The 21,053-nt window shown below is 59.0% G+C and carries 17 protein-coding genes; 14 read left to right on the top strand and 3 right to left on the bottom strand.

Going from position 1 to position 21,053, the window contains the following annotated elements; all coding sequences use genetic code 11:
- The first annotated feature begins 199 nt into the window (after positions 1-199).
- The 3 genes from G494_RS0109240 to G494_RS25345 all read left to right on the top strand — a co-directional run bounded on the left by G494_RS0109240 (position 200) and on the right by G494_RS25345 (position 5,831).
- The gene (locus G494_RS0109240; RefSeq protein ID WP_161629966.1) at positions 200-604 is read left to right on the top strand and encodes a bacteriohemerythrin; all 405 of its coding nucleotides are present in this window, start codon (positions 200-202) and stop codon (positions 602-604) included.
- 5 nt (positions 605-609) lie between these two features.
- Positions 610-3,735 carry a PAS domain-containing protein gene (locus G494_RS25350; protein WP_051305562.1) on the top strand — a complete coding sequence of 1,042 codons (3,126 nt, stop codon included), beginning with the start codon at positions 610-612 and terminating at the stop codon, positions 3,733-3,735.
- 89 nt (positions 3,736-3,824) lie between these two features.
- Positions 3,825-5,831 (top strand): response regulator, encoded by a 2,007-nt coding sequence (locus tag G494_RS25345; RefSeq protein WP_051305561.1) that lies wholly within the window; start codon positions 3,825-3,827, stop codon positions 5,829-5,831.
- A 33-nt stretch (positions 5,832-5,864) separates the two neighbouring features.
- Here the strand turns inward: G494_RS25345 and G494_RS0109225 are convergent, their stop codons facing one another.
- Positions 5,865-6,329: a hypothetical protein gene (locus G494_RS0109225; RefSeq protein ID WP_153305818.1), complete on the bottom strand. Its 465-nt coding sequence runs from the start codon at positions 6,327-6,329 to the stop codon at positions 5,865-5,867.
- Positions 6,330-6,841: 512 nt separating this feature from the next.
- Between G494_RS0109225 and G494_RS0109220 the strand changes: the two genes are divergently transcribed.
- Positions 6,842-7,672, top strand: coding sequence for an ion transporter (locus G494_RS0109220; protein ID WP_028584303.1), 831 nt, complete (start codon positions 6,842-6,844; stop codon positions 7,670-7,672).
- A gap of 22 nt (positions 7,673-7,694) precedes the next feature.
- Here G494_RS0109220 and tviB read toward each other — a convergent pair whose 3' ends face one another.
- Together tviB and queD are read right to left on the bottom strand one after the other, a co-directional pair.
- Positions 7,695-8,987, bottom strand: coding sequence for a Vi polysaccharide biosynthesis UDP-N-acetylglucosamine C-6 dehydrogenase TviB (tviB, locus tag G494_RS0109215; RefSeq protein ID WP_035246013.1), 1,293 nt, complete (start codon positions 8,985-8,987; stop codon positions 7,695-7,697).
- 133 nt (positions 8,988-9,120) lie between these two features.
- On the bottom strand, positions 9,121-9,489 hold the full coding sequence (gene queD, locus G494_RS0109210) for a 6-carboxytetrahydropterin synthase QueD (RefSeq protein WP_028584301.1): 369 nt from the start codon (positions 9,487-9,489) through the stop codon (positions 9,121-9,123).
- A gap of 612 nt (positions 9,490-10,101) precedes the next feature.
- On the opposite strand from queD, the gene G494_RS22690 reads away from it, so the two are divergent.
- The 10 genes from G494_RS22690 to G494_RS0109150 all read left to right on the top strand — a co-directional run bounded on the left by G494_RS22690 (position 10,102) and on the right by G494_RS0109150 (position 20,992).
- On the top strand, positions 10,102-10,830 hold the full coding sequence (locus G494_RS22690) for a tRNA1(Val) (adenine(37)-N6)-methyltransferase (RefSeq protein ID WP_161629965.1): 729 nt from the start codon (positions 10,102-10,104) through the stop codon (positions 10,828-10,830).
- A 4-nt stretch (positions 10,831-10,834) separates the two neighbouring features.
- On the top strand, positions 10,835-12,364 hold the full coding sequence (locus G494_RS0109190; protein WP_028584300.1) for a YifB family Mg chelatase-like AAA ATPase: 1,530 nt from the start codon (positions 10,835-10,837) through the stop codon (positions 12,362-12,364).
- A 116-nt stretch (positions 12,365-12,480) separates the two neighbouring features.
- Entirely contained in the window at positions 12,481-14,217 is a 1,737-nt protein-coding gene (locus G494_RS0109185) for a hypothetical protein (protein WP_028584299.1), read from the top strand.
- 37 nt (positions 14,218-14,254) lie between these two features.
- Positions 14,255-14,665 (top strand): hypothetical protein, encoded by a 411-nt coding sequence (locus tag G494_RS0109180; RefSeq protein WP_035246010.1) that lies wholly within the window; start codon positions 14,255-14,257, stop codon positions 14,663-14,665.
- Complete coding sequence (locus G494_RS0109175) at positions 14,662-14,934, top strand: HPr family phosphocarrier protein (RefSeq protein WP_028584297.1); 273 nt, start codon at positions 14,662-14,664, stop codon at positions 14,932-14,934. Before G494_RS0109180 ends, G494_RS0109175 begins: the two co-directional genes overlap by 4 nt.
- A complete protein-coding gene (gene ptsP, locus G494_RS22685) occupies positions 14,931-16,733 on the top strand; it encodes a phosphoenolpyruvate--protein phosphotransferase (protein ID WP_051305559.1) in 1,803 nt (600 codons plus the stop codon). Before G494_RS0109175 ends, ptsP begins: the two co-directional genes overlap by 4 nt.
- Positions 16,730-17,746 (top strand): thiamine-phosphate kinase, encoded by a 1,017-nt coding sequence (thiL, locus tag G494_RS22680; RefSeq protein ID WP_051305558.1) that lies wholly within the window; start codon positions 16,730-16,732, stop codon positions 17,744-17,746. The genes ptsP and thiL overlap by 4 nt, the downstream gene beginning before the upstream one ends.
- Positions 17,747-17,963: 217 nt before the next feature.
- Positions 17,964-19,337: an NAD-binding protein gene (locus G494_RS25340; protein WP_028584296.1), complete on the top strand. Its 1,374-nt coding sequence runs from the start codon at positions 17,964-17,966 to the stop codon at positions 19,335-19,337.
- A 389-nt stretch (positions 19,338-19,726) separates the two neighbouring features.
- Positions 19,727-20,425, top strand: coding sequence for a FadR/GntR family transcriptional regulator (locus G494_RS0109155; protein WP_028584295.1), 699 nt, complete (start codon positions 19,727-19,729; stop codon positions 20,423-20,425).
- A gap of 138 nt (positions 20,426-20,563) precedes the next feature.
- A complete protein-coding gene (locus G494_RS0109150; protein WP_084456615.1) occupies positions 20,564-20,992 on the top strand; it encodes a PilZ domain-containing protein in 429 nt (142 codons plus the stop codon).
- Positions 20,993-21,053: the final 61 nt, after the last annotated feature.

Below are 21,053 nucleotides of genomic sequence, written 5' to 3'. Positions count from 1 at the left end.
GGAGCTGGACAATATAAGGATATTGTCGCATAGGGGCCTTGAAAGTCAAAGGAAAAGATGGCGGCAGCCGACCAGCCAGGGCATGAAAAAGAATGGCTGGCCTGGAGCAGGATAGTTTGCCGTCCCCCGCCCCCACAGACAACAGACCATTACCCTGGGTACTCGGGAAAAAGAGATCGGATGAAGGAGGGCTGTGTCCTTGATCAAGTGGAGAACAGGCTATAACACCGGAGTTGAGGAGTTTGACCTGGAACATCAAAAGATCGTGCAACTGCTCAACGAGATGTTCAGGGTGGTTCGTGATAAGTTGGACCCTGCAAAGGTCGAAGACGTGATCGAGGCCTTGATCGCATATTCCCAAAAACATTTTGCTGCCGAGGAAAGGGCCATGGCCGAGGCTTGCTGTCCTGAGCTCGACGAGCATCGCCGGGAACATGGAAAACTGATCCAGTCGGTGAGCGCCTATCGGCAGCGTTTGGAAGCTGGTGACCAGAAGGTCGCCGGGGAGCTGTATCTCTTTCTTCGTGAGTGGCTGTTGCACCACATCATGGAGACCGACAGGAAGTACGCTGCCTATCTGCTCCCCGGAAAAGAGGAGTCTTGAGGGTGATGAACCAGGCAAGGCAGATCCTGCTGCTTGAGGCCGCCCCCCATAGCTCCTCCTCCCTGAGCGCGATGCTGACCTCTGCGCTCGGGGCAGACTGGGCTGTTACCAGTTGTGAGCACCTTGCCGATGCCTTTATCGCTCTTGCCAAGGGGATGGTTGACCTCTTTCTCCTTGATCTGGATCACCCCGGCTGCAAGGGGTTGAATACCGTGCAGCGGGCTCTGGAACAGGCCCCGGAGGTGGTGCTCATTCTCTGTGCAGCCAGGGACGACGATCAGCTCCGCCAGGCATCCTTTGGCCTGGGTGTCCAGGACTACCTGCTCAAAGAGGAGCTGACTGCAGCCCTCTTGAGCCGGCTCTGTCGACATGCCGTGGAACGGCATGGAACGCTCCGCCAACTGCGGGCCAGGGAGAGCTTGTCCCATGCCAGCTTGGACGCCCTGACCGCCCATATTGCCGTCTTGGATCAGGCTGGAACCATTGTCCAGGTGAATGAAGCCTGGAGAGCCTTTGCCGCGGAGCATCGAGGTGGAACAGACAGGGGCAGGGAGGGGGACAACTATCTGGATGCGGTCAGGGAGACGGCCGCCCGGGGCGATCTCGCTGCCCGGGGGATGGTTCAGGGCATTGGTCGGATCTTTCAGGGCAGCCTGGAGCTGTTTGAGATCGAGTATTCCTGTCATGGCCCGGAAGGGGAGCGCTGGTTCCATCTTCGGGCCTGCCCCTTGCCCGGGGAAGGGCCGCTGCTGCTGGTCATGGCCCACGAGGATATCACGGCCCGGAAGATGGCCGAAGAGGCCCTGCAGCGCAGTGAGGCCCGCGCTCGTCAGATCTTTGAAAGCCTGCCCATCGGCCTCTGGATGGCGGACAGTGCGGGCAGGATTACCCGGGGCAATCCTGAGGCAAGGCGGATCTGGGGAGCGGAACCCCTGGTGGGGGTCGAACAGTATGGTCTCTTTAAGGCCCGTTTCCTGTCCTCGGGCAGAGAGGTGCTGCCCCATGAGTGGGCCTTGCGAACCACCATTGAACAGGGAGTGCAGGTCCGTGACGAACTGCTGGAGATCCATGCCTTTGACGGTGAGGTCCGCACCATTCGCAACTATACCACGCCCCTGTTCGGCGCCGGTGGCGAGGTGGTCGGGGCCCTGGTAGCCAACATCGATGTCTCCCGGCAGCAAGAGATCAAAAACGCCCTGGTCGAGAGCGAGCAGCGTTTGCGGACCATCTTTGAGGCCGCTCCCAACGGTATCTTTATCAAGAATCAGCAGGGCGAGTACCTGATGGCCAACCAGGCCCTGGCCGCATCTCTGGACATGGATCAGGAGGAGCTCATCGGTAAGACGGATCAGGATCTGGTTCGAGCCGGCCGGATGGAGGGTGAAGATGCGGCCAGGTATGAGCAGGCTCGTCGGCAGGTCCTGGCCACGGGTGTGCCCCTGCGGGTAGCTGAGGACTCTTTTTGCGGGGCCGATGGCGCCCTCAGCTGGTTCAACAGCAGCAAGATCAGGATCAGCGTAGGAGGCGATGATCAGTGCCTCTTGGGGATATTCATCGATATCACTGAACAGCGTGAGGCCAGGGAGAAGTTGCGTAACTCCGAGTTACGCCTGCGTGCTATTCTCAACGCCCTCAGCGCCAGGGTCGTCCTCATCGACCCCCGGATGCGGATCATCTGGGCCAATGAGACTGCCCTCAAAGCCATGGAACTGTCTCTGGAAGAGGCCATGGGGCAGGACTGTCATCAGATCCTTCACGGGCAGGGAGAGGTTTGTGAGGATTGTGGCCTGGTCACCGCCCTGGAGTCGGGTCAGGCCTCCAGCACGATCCGTCACTCTTCCCGGGGTAAGAGCTGGTTGGCTTCAGCTGCTCCGGTCTATGACGACCAGGGGACCATTGTCAGTGCTGTTTCCGTGCTTGAAGATATCTCAGAGAAGGTTATGCTGGAGAAACAGCTCAGACAGGCCCAGAAGATGGAGTCGCTGGGCACCCTGGCCGGCGGCATAGCCCATGACTTTAACAACATCCTTGCCGGGGTCCTGGGCTACACCGAGCTGGCCATGTTGAAGATGGCGGACAGGGAGGGTGAGCTCTTCGATTATCTCCGGGAGATCCATGGAGCCGGGGTCCGGGCCACCGGCTTGGTTCGTCAGATCCTGACCTTCAGCCGGCGGGCAGAGCTTGAACTGATCCCCCTGGATATAGGCCTGGTGGTGAAAGAGGGCCTGAAACTGCTCCGTTCAACCCTGCCCTCCACGGTGGAACTGGTGCAGGGCATCGCAGCCGATACCTCCCAGGTCCTGGCCGATCCCACCCAGATTCATCAGATCATCATGAACCTCTGCACCAACGCCAACCATGCCATGGAACCCTGGGGCGGAATCCTGGAGGTACGGCTGGAGCAGTGCACGCCCCTGGACAGCGTGTTTGAGAGTCGGCCGGAGCTGACCGGCAAGGAGTTCCTCTGCCTGCTGGTAAGTGATGGCGGCTGCGGCATAGCCCCCGAGGCCCTTGAGTCGATTTTTGACCCCTACTATACCACCAAGGAACCAGGCGTAGGGACCGGACTGGGGCTCAGCGTGGTTCACGGTATTGTCCACGACCTGGGCGGGATGATCCAGGTGGAATCTGAACCCGGCAAGGGTAGCCGTTTCAGGGTGTATCTGCCAGTGGAGAAGGCCGAGGCACGGCGGCTGCAGGAGGTGCCGCTGGAGAAGGTCACCGCCGGGGTTGAGCATATCCTGGTGGTGGATGATGAACCGGTGCTGTTGCGGGTATTGGACCGGATCTTGGCGCAGTATGGGTATACGGTGACCACCGAGAGCGATCCCCTGCAGGCCTTGGCCTTGATCCAGCAGCAGCCCGATGGCTTTGATCTGCTCCTGAGTGATGTCACCATGCCCATGCTCACCGGTAACCAACTGGCACAGGAAGTGTTGCAGCTCAACCCCCGGCTGCCTATCTGCCTGATGACCGGTTTTTCCAATATCATCTCCGAGGAGAGCGTCAAAGAGATCGGCTGTAAGGCGCTTCTGGAAAAACCTGTCAGCCGAAAGGATTTGCTGACCACGGTCCGCAGGCTGTTGGACGCAGAGGAGCGGGCCGGGATCTCCTCTGCCGGTCTGGATTAGGACTGCTTGCAGCCATTGTTATGGTCTCGGTCCCGATGGAACAGACTCATCAGCTAAGATCCCCTCAACTGTAGAGCATGAGCATAGGTATGAAGGATCGTATTCTCATTGTGGATGATGAAGCGGTAATCTGCAGCCTCCTGCAACGTATCCTGGAGGACGCAGGCTATCAATGCACAACTGCGGCCAGTGCTGCCCAGGGCAGGGCAAGGCTCAGGGAGGAACACTTTGACCTGCTGATGACCGATATGTATATGCCCGGGGAGACAGGGGCCCAGCTTGCCCGCCATGTCCAGGAGGCCTACCCAAAGACCGCCATCGTCATGGTCACCGTCATCGACGACCCGGACCAGGCCAAGGAAATTCTCGAAATCGGGATCTATGGCTATATCATCAAGCCCTTTGCCCACAACATGGTCTTGATCACCGTGGAAAACGCCCTGCGCCGGCATAAGCTCGAGATGAAGGAGCAGGCCTATACCGCGCTCTTGGAAGCCAAGATTGCCCAGCGGACCGAGACCCTGCGCGAACAGTTGGAATTTTTCCAGGTCCTGATGGATACCATCCCCCTGCCGCTCTATTACAAGGATGATGCCGAGGTCTACCGCGGCTGCAACCAGGCCTTTGCCAGGTATCTGCAGCGGCCCAGTGGTGAAATCATCGGCCGAACTGTGGGGGAACTGGTCGGCCATGAGTCGGCGACAGTCTTTGCAGAGAGGGATCTGGAGCTGCGGGCCAAGGGTGGGGTCCAGATTTTTGAACAGACAGTGACAGGTCCCGATGGTCAACTGCAGGATATGCTCTTCCATCGGGCACGGGTCGGGGGGCAAGGTCGTGCCGCCTCCGGGATCCTCGCGGTCATGCTTGATATCACCAAGCGGAAGAAAACGCTCAAGCTGCTCCATACCTCTGAAGAGAAGTTGCGCACCATCATGGATGGGCTGCATATCGGGGTGGTCATGGTCAATCTCGACAATGAGATCCTGCAGGTGAATCGCCAGATCCAGCGTTGGTTTGCAGAGGCAGCGCCAGGGAGACCCTACTGTGAGCAGTTTTTCGCCGGCCTGCAGAATGGTGAGCGGCGCTGTTGGGGCTCGCTGATTGCTGAGCAGGGCAAGGAGGGGGCCGCGGAAATCATTCAGCGGCTGGTGACCGACGTGGGGGAGCGTGACTTTGCCATCCATGTCTCCATGGTCAAAGACCGCAAAGGGGTCGCCCAGGGGGTCATCCTGCTCTTTGAAGATGTCACCGAGAAGATCGCCGTAGAGCAGGAGCTCCGTCAGGCGCAGAAGCTGGAGGCCATAGGCCAGCTGGCCGCAGGCATTGCCCATGAAATCAATACCCCTGTTCAGTTTGTGGGTGATAATCTGAATTTTCTTGACGAGGGTTTTGTTGAGCTCCACGCAATCTTGCAACGATTTGCTCAACTGCAGGCCGCAGTTGTCGGAGGCAAGCCCACCCAGGGGATGGTTGAGGAGCTGGCTGCGGTCATAGAGGAAGTCGATCTGGAGTTCCTCCTGGAAGAGATTCCCGCCACCATCAGCCAGAGTAGGGACGGGGTCCGGCGAGTCGGGGATATCGTACGAGCCATGCGGGAGTTTTCCCACCCAGGTAGTGATGATCGGGTGGTGGTGGATATCAATGCTGCCCTGGAAAACACCCTGACGGTGAGCCGTAACGAGTGGAAGTATGTGGCCGAGGTGGAGACCGATTTTGCACCCGAGCTGCCGGCGGTGAGCTGTCTGCCTGCTGATATCAATCAGGTTTTTTTAAACATTATCGTCAACGCCGCCCATGCCATCCAAGAGGTGGTGGCTGGGGAAGAGGGGGAGAGGGGGACCATCACCATCCGGACCTCCTTTGACCGGGATTTTGTCCGCGTCCAGATCAGTGATACCGGCCTGGGCATCCCCGGGGATGTTCAGGAGCGGATTTTTGATCCCTTCTTCACCACCAAGGCCATCGGTAAGGGCACCGGCCAGGGGCTGGCCATTGCCAGAAATGTAGTGGTGGAGAAGCATCAGGGGCAGTTGTGGTTTGAACCGCGACCGGGCGGGGGAAGTACCTTTATAATTCAACTCCCCCTGAAACCGTGATCCGCCCCTCTCGGCAGGACAGGGCACGGGGATTCAGGCGGGAGGCTCGCTCCTGCCGTCTTGGCGTGTCACGATTTGGCCTGCATCGCTCTCCTCAGGGGCCAGTTCCGGGCAGTAGCTGTTGATACAGTCAAGACAGAGACCGTTGATAAAGGCGGTCTCTACGTACCGATGGGCTGCCTGATCGAGGATCTGCCAGAACTCCTGGTCATCACAGATTTTTTTGCAGGAGGGACAGACCGGGATGACCTCGGCGATCGTGTTGATTTTTTTCAGGATCTTTTGATTGACCAGGATAACCGGTGACCATACCAGGAGGAGGAGCACGCTTTCGATCACGGATTCCTGCCAGTTAACCGGCGTGGGCTGGGCGCCCAGGATCAGGAAAGGCAGATCAAAGAGCTCGTTGGCCCAGATAATCGCCAGGAGCAGACCCACGGCTCCGCACTCGTAGAGAAATATTTTACGGATGATGGCGTTGGTGCTGACGATGCGCATGGAAAGGAGCTCCCCTCTGCTGGTTCCTCTGCCCGAGAATCGGCCCGGCTCCGGATCAGGGGGAGAGGTCCCTGTCAATGGCTCTCGGCCTGGGCACGGATCATCCTGGTTGCCGGTGGTGTGCATCTTGCACAGGTCGATATCTACCATTACCTCGTTTATCTTCCTAAATCAAGAGGATATCCGGATTATCACGTTGCCCCCGGTCCCTGGTCATGTCGCTGTTGCACCCTTGTATTCAAGCTTGGCAAGGCTGCACCCAGGGCAACTCGATGGAGGCGGAAGAGTGGCCTCCTGCGCTCGTCCGGGGAAGGGAAGGTGCGCGACATGGGATCATGGCCAGGCAGGATTAAGTTGCTGATCGGCGCTGTCCCGGCCATTGGCTGTTTTCTTCCGGCAGGGAGAGGTCCCTGGGGGAAAGGGAGCAACTCTGTAGAGGTACTGTGGAAAAACCGGCCCAGGATCAGGAGATGAAGCAAGATGAAATATAAGCAGGAGCGGATCTAGAGATCATGGACAAGGAGATCAAACCCTGCACGACCTGTCCTTGGCGGGAACAACTATATCGGATCATCTTTGAGTCGGATAGTGGCGCGGCAAAGTTGTTTGACCTGCTCTTGATCGTAGCCATCAGTGCCAGTGTGGGGGTGGTGATGCTGGACAGTATCCGCCTGGTGCGTGAGGAGTGGCTCCTGCAGCTCAATGCGTTGGAGTGGTTGTTCACCCTGATCTTTACCCTGGAGTATCTGGCCCGCCTGCTGGCAGTGGACAGACCCCTTCAGTATGCCCGTTCTTTTTTCGGGATTATCGACCTGTTGGCCATCCTTCCCACCTACTTTACCGCCTTCATTCCGGCTACCGCCTACATGGTGGTGATCCGGTTGCTCAGGATCCTGCGGATTTTTCGGATCCTCAAGCTGGGTGCCTATATCGGCGAAGCGGATATCATCATCCGCTCCCTCCAGGCCAGTCGAAAAAAGATCGAGGTCTTCCTCTGTGCCGTCCTCACCCTGGTGGTGATCTTTGGTTCTCTGATGTATGTGATTGAAGGGGAGGACCACGGTTTTACGTCCATTCCTCGCTCCGTCTACTGGGCCATCGTCACCCTGACCACCGTGGGCTATGGCGATATCTCTCCCCAGACCGGCCTGGGACAGATGCTGGCCTCCATCATCATGGTCTGCGGGTTCGGCATCATTGCCGTGCCCACCGGCATCGTCTCTGCTGAGATGGTGCGCACTGCCAGCAGGGAAGAGTCTTTCATCATCTGTGCCAACTGTCACGACCGTTTCCATGCCCCCCATGCCAGCTACTGCAAGAGCTGCGGCCACAAGCTGGAGTAAGCAGGTTGGAGGTTCATACCTTTTAGAGGGATCCGTCCACCACCTCTCTGGGGAGCACATGTTTGACATCATAGATAACGGCCCTCTCCTTACAGAGCTGTCGCAGTCGGTCTGCGCTCATGGCGGCGAACTGGGCGTGGGCCACGGCCAGGAGCACTCCGTCGTAGTGCGCCTGAGGGAGTTTTTCGATCATGGAAATTCCGTAGCGCTGGCCTGCCTCTTCGGGATCGGTCCAGGGGTCATGGACATCCACCCGGGCCCCGTAGTTTTCCAGTTCTGCAATGATGTCGACGACCCTGGTGTTGCGCAGGTCCGGGCAGTTCTCCTTGAAGGTGAGGCCCAGGACCAGGATCCGGGCATCGGCCACGTGGATGCGTTTTTTCAACATCAGTTTGACCATCTCTGCGGCAATATAGCTGCCCATGTGGTCGTTGAGTCGACGTCCGGCCAGGATCATCTCCGGATGGTAGCCGACTTCCTGGGCCTTGTGGGTGAGGTAGTAGGGGTCAACCCCGATGCAGTGGCCCCCAACCAGGCCTGGGCGGAAGGGGAGAAAGTTCCACTTGGTGCCGGCGGCCTCCAGTACCTCCAGGGTGTCGATCCCCAGGCGATTGAAGATCAGGGCCAGCTCGTTGATCAGGGCGATGTTGACGTCCCGCTGGGTATTTTCAATGACCTTAGCCGCCTCGGCCACCGGGATGGAACTGGCCTTGAAGGTGCCGGCGGTGATGATGGCGCCGTAGAGGGCATCGACAAAATCAGCGGTCTGCGGGGTCGAGCCCGAGGTTACCTTCATGATGGTGGGCAGACGGTGTTCGTGGTCCCCCGGGTTGATCCGCTCCGGGCTGTAGCCGGCAAAAAAATCTTGGTTATAGACGAGGCCGGACTCTTGTTCCAGGATGGGGATACAGACCTCTTCGGTGGCTCCGGGATAGACCGTGGATTCATAGATGACCACATCCCCGGGTTTCAGGACCTGGGCAACGGTCTGTGAGGCGCCGATCAGCGGGGAGAGATCGGGATTTTTGTTGTCGTCGATGGGGGTCGGCACGGCCACGATATAGACATTGCAGGCTGTAAGGTCTGCAACCCTGGAGGTGAAGGAGAGCTCTCCTGCCTGTTGCAGTTCTTCCGAGGAGACCTCCTGGGTGGTGTCCAGGTGCTCCTCCAGTTGGGTGATGCGCTTCTGGTTGAGGTCAAAACCCGTGGTGGGGAACCTGCCGCTAAAGGCAACGGCCAAGGGCAGGCCGACGTAGCCCAGGCCAATGATTCCGATGGAGCTTGTTTCAAGTGAAGGGGGTGCAGGTTGTGCCATGATCGTCTCTGGAAGGTTTGGGGCTGGAGGGAGTCTTGTTTGCTAACAGTTGAGCATATTGGCATAAAAAAGGGAATCGATATTTCCTCCCTTTCAACTCCGGAGGGGGCAGGGTAGGGCGGAGCCGTGGGGCTCAGTCGCCGAAATAGATCACCCCGCTGCTGTCGGTCTCGCTGACCTCAACCGAGTAGAGACGGTAGTGTTCGCCGGCCAGGGGTTGCTGCAGCGCCTTGAAGAGGAAGATGGCGATATGCTCCGAGGAGGGGTTCACCGCGGCAAAGGCTGGGTGGTCATTGAGGTTGCAGTGGTCCAGCTCATCCACCACGGTGTTGACTCGGGCCTTGAGCACCTTGAAGTCAATCCCCATGCCCAGTTGATCGAGCTGATCTGCCCGTACCGTTACCTTCAGCTTCCAGTTATGGCCGTGTGGCTGTTCACAGGTACCAGGGTAATCACGGAGGTGATGTCCTCCTGAAAAGTGGGTTTTAATAAAAATATCCATAGAGTATATTCTCAGCGTTGTTTTTGACTGTGCGACAGGGCTACGGGCATGGCTCTGAGCCGGCTGCTCCGGGAGAAACGCTGTCTCAGCACCTCTGTCTCGGGCCCCCTGGTCGCCCGCGTCCGGCTGGGGAGCAGGCGGCAGGATTGATCAAAGAGCCGGCCCATGGTAAAAAAAAACATGGCTTTTGGGAAGAGAGAAAGTATATCATCTCTCCTTGAGGTGGGAAAGGGAAACGCAGGGTTCGGCCATCCGGGTGGGCGGCTCTCAACGGGATTTCCGGGACAGGGGTGCCAGGGATTGTGGAGCAGGGCTCCGGAGCTGCTGGTTTGGGGAGACAGGGTTCTCCCTTCTCTTTGCTTGGTGGTCCCTTTTCTGAGCACCTCAAGGCCCGCTTGAAAAGTTGCTTTTTTTTTCAATCTCTGCATTATGGTACAGAGATAAACAATGATCCCCGAAATGTCTGTTATCTGCCTCTGCTCAAATTTCTTACAGGTTTTGATCCTGATCGAAAAAACTCTTGAGTTACAGTACCCTCAAGACAAGCCCGTATCCGGGTATGATTTCCCTGTTCATGGACTGGGAGCAGGGAGGCATCTCTTCTAGATGGTGATGATGGCAACAACAGCTGATACCCTTTTTGAGGGCCGACTCCTCTGTCGGCAACATCTCAGGGGCTATCGATTTTCCATAGATGCGGTCCTCCTGGCGGGCTTTGCCCGGATCCGGCCACCCGTGGAGCGGGTCCTGGATCTCTGCGCCGGTTGTGGGGTGGTTGGGCTGATCCTGGCCCATCGTCATCCCCGACTGCGGGTCTGTGGTCTGGAATTGCAGCCGGCCCTGGCTGGACTGGCCAGGGGAAACGGGCAGGATAACGGCTTTGCCGAGCGTTACCGGGTGATCCAGGGCGATGCCCGGGAGGTGGATCGATACCTGGAGCCGGAGTCCTTTGAGCTGGTGGTCTGTAACCCACCCTATCGAAAGGGACAGACCGGCAGGCTGAATGGTTCGGCAGAGGCGACCATTGCCCGTCATGAGGCCCAAGGCAAGATCGCTGAATTTGTCCGCGCTGCCGCCTTTGGGGTACAAAACAGAGGGAGGGTTCTCTTTGTCTACCCAGCTGCCCGGTTGGGGGTGTTGATACAGACCATGGAAAATCAAGGCCTGAGGGTCAAGCGTCTCCAGGTGGTCTACTCCTATCCCGGGGTAGCCGCTGCCAGCCTGGTGCTGGTGGAGGCCCTCAAAAACGGGGGTGAACAGTGCGAGCTCCTGCCGCCCTTTTTCATCTATGAGCACAAGAACGGCGCCTATTCTGCTGCCATGAAGGAACTCTACCTTTAAGATCATGCTGGCCAAGGTGAACAGCGGCGCAGTTGCCGGAGTCAACGGCATCATGGTGGAGGTGGAGGTGGACCTTGCCCTGGGCCTGCCCGCCTTTTCCACGGTAGGCTTGCCTGAGGGGGCGGTACGGGAGGCCAAGGATCGGGTGAGGGCGGCCATTAAGAACGGTGGTTATGAGTTTCCACCCCGCCGGATCACGGTCAACCTTGCTCCTGCCTCGGTCAAGAAGGAGGGGGCAGGCTATGATCTGCCCATTGCCCTGGGCATCCTGGCTGCGGCCGGGGTTCTGCCCCAGGGGGTGCTTGACGATACCGCGGTGGTGGGAGAGCTCTCCCTGGATGGCTCGGTGAAGCCGGTTCGAGGGGTGCTGGCCATGGCCCTGGCAGCCAGGCAAGCGGGGCTGGCTCGTTTCCTGGTTCCCGTTGCCAATGGCCACGAGGCGGCAGTGGTCCAGGGCCTTGAGGTCATCGCGATCGAACGTTTGGATCAGGCTGTGGAGTTGTGCTGTGGGCTGCAGCAGCTGCAGGCGGTGCAGATCGACCTGGCCCGGCTGTTTGCTGTCAGCCCCCAGCAGGGGCCTGACTTTGCCGAGGTCAAGGGTCAGGAGCATGTCAAGCGCGCCCTGGAGGTAGCTGCAGCCGGGGGGCATAATATCCTGCTCAGCGGTTTTCCGGGCAGCGGTAAAACCATGATGGCTCGTCGGCTTCCCTCCATCCTCCCTGAAATGACCCTGGAGGAGGCCCTGGAGACCACCAAGGTGTTTTCCGCCATGGGTGCCCTGCCACTTGACCAACCATTGGTGCTGCATCGTCCCTTTCGGGCCCCTCATCATACCGTATCCGATGCAGGCCTGATCGGCGGAGGCACCGTACCCCGCCCCGGCGAGGTCTCTCTGGCCCACAACGGGGTCCTGTTCCTGGACGAGTTGCCGGAGTTTAAGAAGAGTGTCCTGGAGGTGCTGCGCCAGCCCATGGAAGACGGAGATGTTACCATTGCCAGGGCCGCGGTCAGCCTGCACTTTCCGGCCCGCTTCATGCTCGTTGCAGCGATGAATCCCTGTCCCTGCGGCTACTATGGAGACCCGGTCCACGGCTGCAGCTGCAGCCCGGTACAGGTGCGGCGCTACCAGAGTCGGATCTCAGGACCGCTCCTGGATCGGATTGATATGCATGTTGAGGTCCCTGCGGTGGAGGTGGCCAAGCTCAGCGGACTGAGCCCGGGTGAGGACTCGGCGGCCATCAGAAAACGGGTCCAGCAGGCACGAAGCCTTCAACGGGACAGGTTTGCCCGCCAGCGGGGAGTCTATTGCAATGCCCAGATGGATGAGGCCGGCATCGAACGCTACTGCAGACTCGATCGGCCGGCCAGGGCCCTGTTGGAGGCGGCAGTGCAGAACCTGGGCCTGTCTGCCCGGGCCTATAAGCGCGTCTTGAAGATAGCCCGCACCATTGGTGATCTTGAGGGCATGGAATCCTTGACCAGCACCCACCTTGCCGAGGCGGTGCAGTACCGGAGAGTCCAGTATGACAGGTAGGGGGGATGTCTCATCAAACCTCCAGCGCCCGGGAGGGCTGGCTGGTGTGGCGGCTTTGAGGCGTCCCTGGGGTGCTCCAGCCAGCCTTTGGCCTGGATTGTTTAGCCGGTGGTGTGATGGTTAAGAACCACTGGTTCAGGAAGATAAGCAGTGGCCTTCTGCTGCTGGTGGTGGCGTGCCTGGGCTGCTTTTATCTGAGCTTCAATTTCGACTCAGGACCTGATCTGGCAGAGTTGCTCCCCCGGGAGACCCTGGCCCTGGTACAGGTGCGGGATCTTGCCCAGGCCTGCACCAGCCTGCAACGCTCCCCTCTGGGACAGGAACTGCTGGCGCCGGCGCTGGAGCAGAAGCTGCTCATCCTGGGTGGGGAGGAGCGGACCAGAGCGCGGATCCTCGGCGCGGTTGAGGGCTTCAGGCGGCTGGTCAGTCACCCCCTCTTTGGGGCGGTGTTCAGTCGTCAATCGGCCCTGGCCCTTCTGCCGGCAGAACGCTCCTTTTCAAGCCCTGCCTCCTATCTCTCGGCCAATACGCTCTTTATTGCCCGAACCAGGATAAAGGTCGCTCCCTCCGTTCTTCTCGGCTGGGCAGAGGCAGGCCAGAGCTCCCTGGAAACCAGCGTCTATCAGGGTGCTGTGCTGACCACCATCCAGGGTCCGGGTGGGGGGAGCCTGGTGGTTGCCGTGGTGGATACGACCATTATCTGTGCCCTGGAGCGCCGTGCCGTGGAGCGTTGCCTTGAGCTGATGGCAGAGCGCCTCCTGCGTCCCCGGTTCAACCTGGCCAATGATCCGCTTTACCAGCAGTTGAGGGCCGATATCCGGGGCCGGGAAGATGTCCTGATCTATGCCAATCCCGGCCCGCTGGCAGAGCTGACCTCCCTGGCCGGAGAGGATACCGCCCCTCACAGCTCTCGCTTCACTCCCGGCCAGCGTCTGTTTTTCTCTCACCAGGCAGCGGGAAGGCAGGACTATCTGCAGTTGCTCCTGCGCGGCTTTGGAGATACCCGCTCAGGGCTGGTGGAGCAGTACCGGCTTGCCCCTGCTGTGTACAATCGCGGCCTGGCCGGGATCGGTGCAGAGGCCTCGATTTATTTCTGGACCAACTGGCTGGATCCGGCGGCCCTCTGGCAGGTCTTTTCCCGGTCCCCGACCCTGGAAACGGCTGGTGCACTCTTTTATATCGGCCAACAGGTCTATCACCATACCGGTAAGGATATCGACACCCTGAGCCATATGTTTGGGCCTCAATTCAGTTTTTTTGTCCAAGACCTGGCAGGCGCTGCTCCAGAGAGAGCCCCGCTGCTCTGCTTTCAGTTCCAGGTGCGGGACCCGCTGGGAGTACAGGAGTTGCTGAACCTCGTCCTGGAGGAGGTGCCCACCCGGACCACCAGTCTGGCCGGAGGGCGGGCTGTTTCAGTGATCATGGCGGACGGTCTGATCCAGCCAGCCTATCTGCTTCGGGGTGATCAGCTTGTGGTAGCCGATGATATCAGCATGATCGCAGGCCTGTTCGATGAGCAGGCACCTAAACTGGTGGCAGACCCGGACTTTCGCGGGGTGGGATCCGCCTTTACCCAGGCCAATAACCTCCTGCTCTATACCCGGATTGATCAACTCAACCAGGGGCTGAGGCAACTGGTGCTCTGGATACTCGAGTCCCAGGAGGCCATGGGACAGATTTCTTCAGAGCAACATGCGCTGCTGCTGACCAGTGGGGTTACTCCCCTGTTTGAGAGCCTGGCCCATGTTCGCTCCCAGGGTATCCGTCTGCGCCAGGCAGGTCCGGATCTGCACCTGGAGCTCACCCTGTATTCCCCTACAACCAGAACCCTTGGCCGGAGCGAGGGCAACTGAACCTTGCCCACGCCTCTGCCCAACCAACAGGATGGAGATGACCTTAGAAAAACTCGTGGCTGACCTCAAAAAGGTACTGCCCCTGAAACCAACCACCAGCGAAGGCGACATCGTAATCATAGCTGCCCAGGAACCCCAGCTCTTGAGTTATGCAGTGGTCTGTAGCATTGAGCCGGATCCGTCGCGCCGGGATCAATGGTGGCATGTGACCATGCAGCTGCTGAGCATACCTCCCCAGAAGGTTACCTGGACCCTGAGGACTCCACAGTTTAACGGCCAGGAGACCTTCACCATGGGGGGCAACGGCCACTTTATCCAGGCCGTGGATTTTGCTATCCAGCCTGGCCCGGAGGCGCTTGGCGGGGCGGCTGCTCAGGAAAAGCAAGCGGTCGCAGGCAAGGCCAAGGACAAGGCCAAAGGCAGTAATGTGTTCAGGATTGTCCGATGACCAGGGTCAGGCAGCAATATACCGTGGCCAACAGCAAAGGCATCCATGGCAGGGTGGCCACTCGGTTGGCCGAAATCGGCAGGGACTTTGAGTTGGAGCTGCTGCTCAACCATGGCGGCCGGGAGGTGGCGTGTGACTCCATCCTGGATGTGCTCAGTTTGGCCGTGGTCCACGGCAGCACCATTGAACTCACCATTATGGGTGCTCGGGCCCAGGAAGCTCTGACGCCGCTGGCCGTCCTCTTTAACTCTGCAAACGACCCTGAATGAAGAAGCAGCAATATTCTGCCGGCAAAGAACCAGCCTGCTCCACCCTGCTCCAGGGGATAGGCGTCTCTGCCGGGATCGTGGTCGGCAGGGTGGTGGTGATCAAACGTCAGACCTGCAGGGCCGGCTGGTATCAACTGCCCCCGGAGTTTATCCAGGAGGAGGTAGCCAGGTTTCAGCAGGCCGTGACCACGGCAGAGCAGGAGTTGCGTCAACTCCGGGAGAACCTTGCCGACGACCTTGCCGATTCCCTCTCTATCATCGATTCCCATATCCTGATGCTCAAGGACCGGATGATCTATGATCAGACCGTTGAGATCATCCGCCTGAAAAACGTCAATGCCGAGTGGGCCCTGGCCCAGGCCCTGACCAAGGTCAAACAGCGTTTTGATACCATAGCCGATCCCTACATCAAGGAGCGCTATGCCGATGTCAAGCATGTTGCTGATCGGGTCTTCGGGATCCTCTTTGGCAGGGAACCGTATCAGCTGGTCACCGGCCAGGAGCCGGTGGTGGTGGTGGCCAACGATTTTTCCCCGGAAGACACCATGCAGCTCCACACGGAAAATATCCTGGGGCTGCTCGCTGAAAGGGGAGGGATGACCTCCCATACCTCCATTGTGGCCCGTTCCCTCAACATTCCTGCAGTGATCGGCCTGACCCACATCACCGGGAGCATTGCCACCGGCGACCTGGTGATCATCGATGGGGATGCCGGTACGGTCATCGTCGCCCCCAGTCCTGAGCAGATCAAGGCCTATCGCCGACAGGCCCTGGAACTCAACGCCGGAGCCGGTGAGCTGGCGCAGTACATCCCCTTAAGCGCGACCACTTTTGACGGTTACCAGGTGCAGCTGAGCGCCAATGTGGAGATGACCGAGGAGCTGGCCTCGGTCCTGCGTTTCGGTTCCCAGGGCATAGGGCTGTTTCGCAGTGAATTCGATTTTTTTCACCAGAGTTGTCACCCTGATGAGGCGGCGCTCTACACCACCTACCGGCAGCTGCTGGAGACCCTGGCACCTCATCCGGTGACGGTGCGTACCCTGGATGTGGGCGGAGATAAGTTTTTAGATCACCTGCCCGGCCACCTTTCCCAGCTCGACCCTGAACGCAATCCGGCCCTGGGCTTGCGCTCCATTCGTTTTTCCCTCTACGAGAGCGAGCTCTTTTCCATGCAACTGCGTGCCCTGTTGCGAGCCTCGGTACACGGACGGTTGCGGATCCTCTTTCCGCTGGTCTCCTCCCTGGCGGAACTCCATGCTGTCAAGGCCATTCTCCGCACCATCATTGGCCAGCTGGAGGAGGATGGCCTGGACTATGAACCTCAGGTGGAGCTGGGGGTCATGGTGGAGGTCCCCAGTGCCGTGATCCTGGCCGATGTCTTTGCCAAGGAGGTCGATTTTTTAGCCGTGGGCACCAATGACCTGATCCAGTATTCCCTGGCCATTGATCGCAGCAACCAGCATGTGGCCCATATGTATGACCCCTTTCATCCTGCGGTACTGCGGATGATCAAACAGACCATTGACGCCGGCCATGCCCAGGGGATTCCGGTTTCGGTCTGTGGCGAGATGGCCGGTGATATCCTCTGTGCAACGGTTCTCTTTGGCCTGGGCGTGGATGAGTTGTCCATGCGGCCTGCTGTTATTCCCTATATCAAACGACTGCTCAGGCATCTGCGCTACGACGAGTTACAGCTCCTTGGTCAGGAGATCCTCCACTGTGTGGATGGTCGCCAGGTCCAGAATCAGCTGATGGCCTTCCTGCGGCAGTACTACCCGGAGAAGGTACCCCAACTGTGAACGAACGAGCTATTATAGACCATATCAGCGGCCTGGTGGGCGGAGAAGCAGAACAACTGGTCCTGGGTATAGGCGATGATTGCGCTGTTATCGGGAAAGATGATCAGGAACACTGGTTGTTGACCATGGATACCCTGGTGGAGTCGGTCCATTTTGATCGGAGCTGGCATCCTGCGCACCAACTGGGTCGCAAGACCATCAGCGTCAATGTCAGCGATGTTGCGGCCATGGGGGGACGGCCGCAGTTCATGTTGCTCTCGGTCGGCCTGCCACCCGGCTTTGACCGGGAGTGGTTTGCCGCCTTTTCCCAGGGCATTGCCGAGGCCTGCCGGGACTATGGCTGCCTCCTGGTTGGCGGGGATACGGTCAGAAGTCCGGAGAGCTACAACTTTACGGTCACCGCCATTGGCACGGCGCTCCGCGATCAGGTGATTTACCGGCACGGCGCCCGGCCGGGAGATACCATCTGGGTCAGCGATTATCTGGGCCAGGCCGCAGCCGGGCTTGAGCTGTTCCACCGCGGAGTCGATCCCATGGACGGTGCCTATGGTCCGCTCTGCAGTCGTCACCTCGATCCCTTGGCCCGGACCGTACTCGGATCCCGACTGGGCAGCAGCGGCCTGGTCCACGCCATGATGGATCTCTCCGATGGCCTGGCGACAGACCTGGCTCATCTCTGTAAACGCTCCCAGGTGCAGGGGCGGATCGATGCCGACAGGCTGCCCCTTTCGCCGCAGTTGCTCCAGGCCGCAGCTCTGCTCAGCCTTCCCCCTGAGCAACTGGCCCTTAAGGGCGGAGAGGATTATGAGCTGCTCTTTACTGCCCCGCCCGAGGCCCGGAGTGCAATCCTGGAAATCGGGCGTGGTTGTGGACTCCAGCTGCACGAGGTGGGAAGGATAGGCAGGGGCTGCGGGGTTATCCTTCGGACGCCGGTCAGTGGTTCTCAGGTGGTGGAGGAGCAGATCGACTATGGCGGCTTTGACCATTTCAACAGCCAGGATTCGAAGCAATGAGCATGGGCCGTGGACCCTGTAACCATGGATAGCGGAAGATGATTTCAACTCCCATGCCCTGAGCCGCGTTTGCGGAGCTCCAGGGGGCATGCAGGCCGCCACTGTGCTATCTTTTACTATTTTTTTTCTGCCACCATGGTATATCTAGGGCTAGGCAGCTGTCCCGGCGACAGCAGATTCTTCAGTTATCGCTTCTTTTGCCCTGGGGATATCTCTGATGGCCGGTTTTAAAGTCGACAAGATCATCCTCGCCCTCCTCCTGCTCAGCGGCACCATCTTGTTTGGAACGGCAGGGTATTACCTGATCGATCACTACCCCCTGCTCGATGCCCTCTATATGTCGGTCATCACCATTACCACCGTTGGCTTCGGAGAGACCCATCCGCTCTCCCAGGGGGGGCGGCTGTTCACCGTTGCCTTGATTCTGTTGGGGTTCGTGGTCCTTGGTTTTGTCGGTCACTCCCTGGCCGCGTCCCTGCTGGAAAAGGTCTGGAGCGGCAACAGCCTGGAGAGGAGAATGAAAAAAAAGATCGCTGCTTTGCAGAACCATTACATCCTCTGCGGCTTTGGCCGGGTGGGAGAGGTGGCCTCCCAGCACCTGGCCGAGGCAGGGGTGGACTTTATCGTCATCGATCCCGGCCTGGCAGGTGTTGAACAGGGTAAGGAGCCGCTGTTTCCCTCTATCCAGGGAGACGCCACCCGGGAGCAGGTGCTGCTCCAGGCCGGCATCAAGCGGGCCTGCGGGCTGCTGGCCCTGGTGGACTCTGATCCCCTGAATCTCTTTATTGCCCTGACCGCCCGGGAACTGAACCCCACCCTCCACATCATCGCCCGTTCCGAGGAGAAAGAGACCGCCAACAAGATCCTCCGGGCCGGTGCTGATGCGATTATCTCTCCCTTTGACTCTGCCGGCCGGCGCATTGCCGATGACCTGCTGGCTGCCACCGGCAGGGGTGACGCAGCCCCGGACCAGACAGACAGTGCCCCGGGGTCTTGCCGGCCGAGCTGGATCCTGGTCAACCAGGTGTCCGGACTGGCCGGGAAATCGGTGGCTGAAGGCAGCCGCCTGCTCAAGGGGACCATTGTCGGTGTACGCAGAGGTGACCTGGACCTGCTGCAGCCTGACCAGGCCATGATGATCAGGGGTGATGATCAGCTCATGTTCATCGCACCAGGGGCGGGTACCGAGCTGGACCGCGGTCTTCCCGTGCCCCGCAAGATTGTGATTGTCGACGACAACCCGGTGATCGCCCGTCTCTTTACCCGTCTGTTCCAGAAGGAGGGGTACCATCCCCTGTCCGTGGACAACGGTGAGGAAGGTTTTGAACTGATCCTGCGGGAACGTCCTGTTGCTGCGGTGATTGACTACATGCTGCCGGGGATCAGCGGCCTGGATGTCTGCCGTAGACTGCAGGCCATCAGCTTTGAGCAGCAGCTGAAGATTGTCATCTTCACCGCCGAAGATGACCCTGAACTCCGGGAGCAGTGCCTGGCTGCCGGTGCCGATGCCGTGATCGTCAAGAGCGCCGATGCAGCGGAGATTATCCAGACCGTGGGCCTCCTGATTGGCCAGGGAGGGGTGAGGGGGTGAGCCCCTGCGCATGACTGACGGTCGTACTCCTGCCTACGTCAGGCGCCCCTTGGTGCTGAAATTGACTTGCAAGCGCGGTGGCTCTGGAATATCATGGCCGCGGTATCTTGACCCATAGGGTATCCGGGGTGGTCGCTTGCTTAAGAGCCTGTTTCTGCCTCTGGGCAGTGGCAGCAGGCGAGCTGCAGGTTTTTTAAGGATCGTCAGGGATCGTTAGAGATAGTTTAGGGAGCGGAGGGGCAGCGGCCCTCCAGGCCCTGCTGCCGCCGCTTTTAGGCAAAGGGTTGGAGGGCGCGTTCTTCGGGCCTAGGCAGCGAAGGGATGCCTGCTCAGGATCGCACCCAGTTTTTCGCCCAAATAATTGCCCTGAGAATTGCCCTGAGGAGGCTATGAATTTACGTCCAATTAAACCAAAACGGGTTTCTGACCAGGTATTTGAGCAGTTGCGAGAGTTGATTTTCCGGGGAGAGTTGAAGCCCGGGGAGCAGCTCCTGCCCGAGCGCGAGCTGGCCGGGAGCCTGGAGGTGAGCCGGACCACGGTGCGGCACGCCATCAATAAGTTGGTAACCCTTGGCCTGCTGGAACATCGACAGGGACAGGGAACCTTTGTGACGACTCCCGATGGTCAAAAAAAGAATCCCCTGGCCACCATCATTGCCGTGGACGAGGTGACCATCCATGACCTTCTTGAGGTTCGCCTCGGTCTGGAGTGCAATGCCGCCAGGATGGCTGCCATGCGGGCCACTGCCCAGGACCTGCACAACCTCTCAAAGAGTATCGATGAGATGAGGGCTACCATCAAGACGGGAAACCTTGGCAGCGAAGCTGATGCCGCCTTTCACATGGCTGTCACCTTTGCCACCAAGAATCCGGTCCAGATCCACCTGATGCGCAACTTCTATGACCTGCTTTTTCTGGGGATCAAGAGAAATTTAAGTCACCTCTATGATGACCCGGACAACATCAGCACCGTGCTTGCGGCGCACCAGAAGGTCTACGAGGCCATCGCCGATCATGAGCCGGACCGGGCCGAAACCGCGATGCGGGAACATATCAACCATGTCCAGGAATGGTTCCGGAAGCGCTAGCCCTGGCATGAATCGGGATGCGGTCGCGGCAGCCGGTCAAAGCCGTGCCCAGCTTGAGGCAGCCGGCCTCAAACCCTCTTTACTTAGGTTATTTAGGTTAATTTAGCCCAATCCAGCTCAGCTGGTTCTATTCTTGAGATGATAGCGGACTACAGTACCCCAAAATTGCACCCTGATAAACGACAGCATACCCGCGTGGTCTTTACCCGTACCGTAAAGATCCGCAGCCAAAATTGCCTGCTTGGAGAGTTTCCGGCCCGTAATCTGTCCATGGGCGGCCTGTTTATTCAGGGGTGTCCCCGGGTCCAGCCCAAGGGATACTACCAGCTTGAACTCCGTGAGAGCGGTCGTCAGTCCAGTCTGATTCTCAGGTTCTACGTCAAGGTGGCTCGTATTGAAGCCGACGGCGTTGCTGTGGAGTTTATTGAGATGGAAGACGACAGCTTCATGTTTCTCCAGACCATGGTCTTGTATGCATCGGATGACCCCATAGGCATTACCGAGGATTTTCTTGAGGATTTTTCCACGCGTTGCCGTTCAAACCGTTCCGGTCCGGATTGTGAATAGTCGATACAGCTGGTTCCTCCCGGTGACTGCCGCTTGCGGTTTGATCGGCGGACCCTGGCAA

Origin of the sequence: Desulfogranum mediterraneum DSM 13871 (genome assembly GCF_000429965.1) — a bacterium.
In the GTDB taxonomy this organism is placed as follows: Bacteria; Desulfobacterota; Desulfobulbia; order Desulfobulbales; family Desulfobulbaceae; genus Desulfogranum; species Desulfogranum mediterraneum.
Note: the sequence above shows the minus strand (reverse complement) of the source record. Positions and strands in the feature narration are given on the sequence as shown.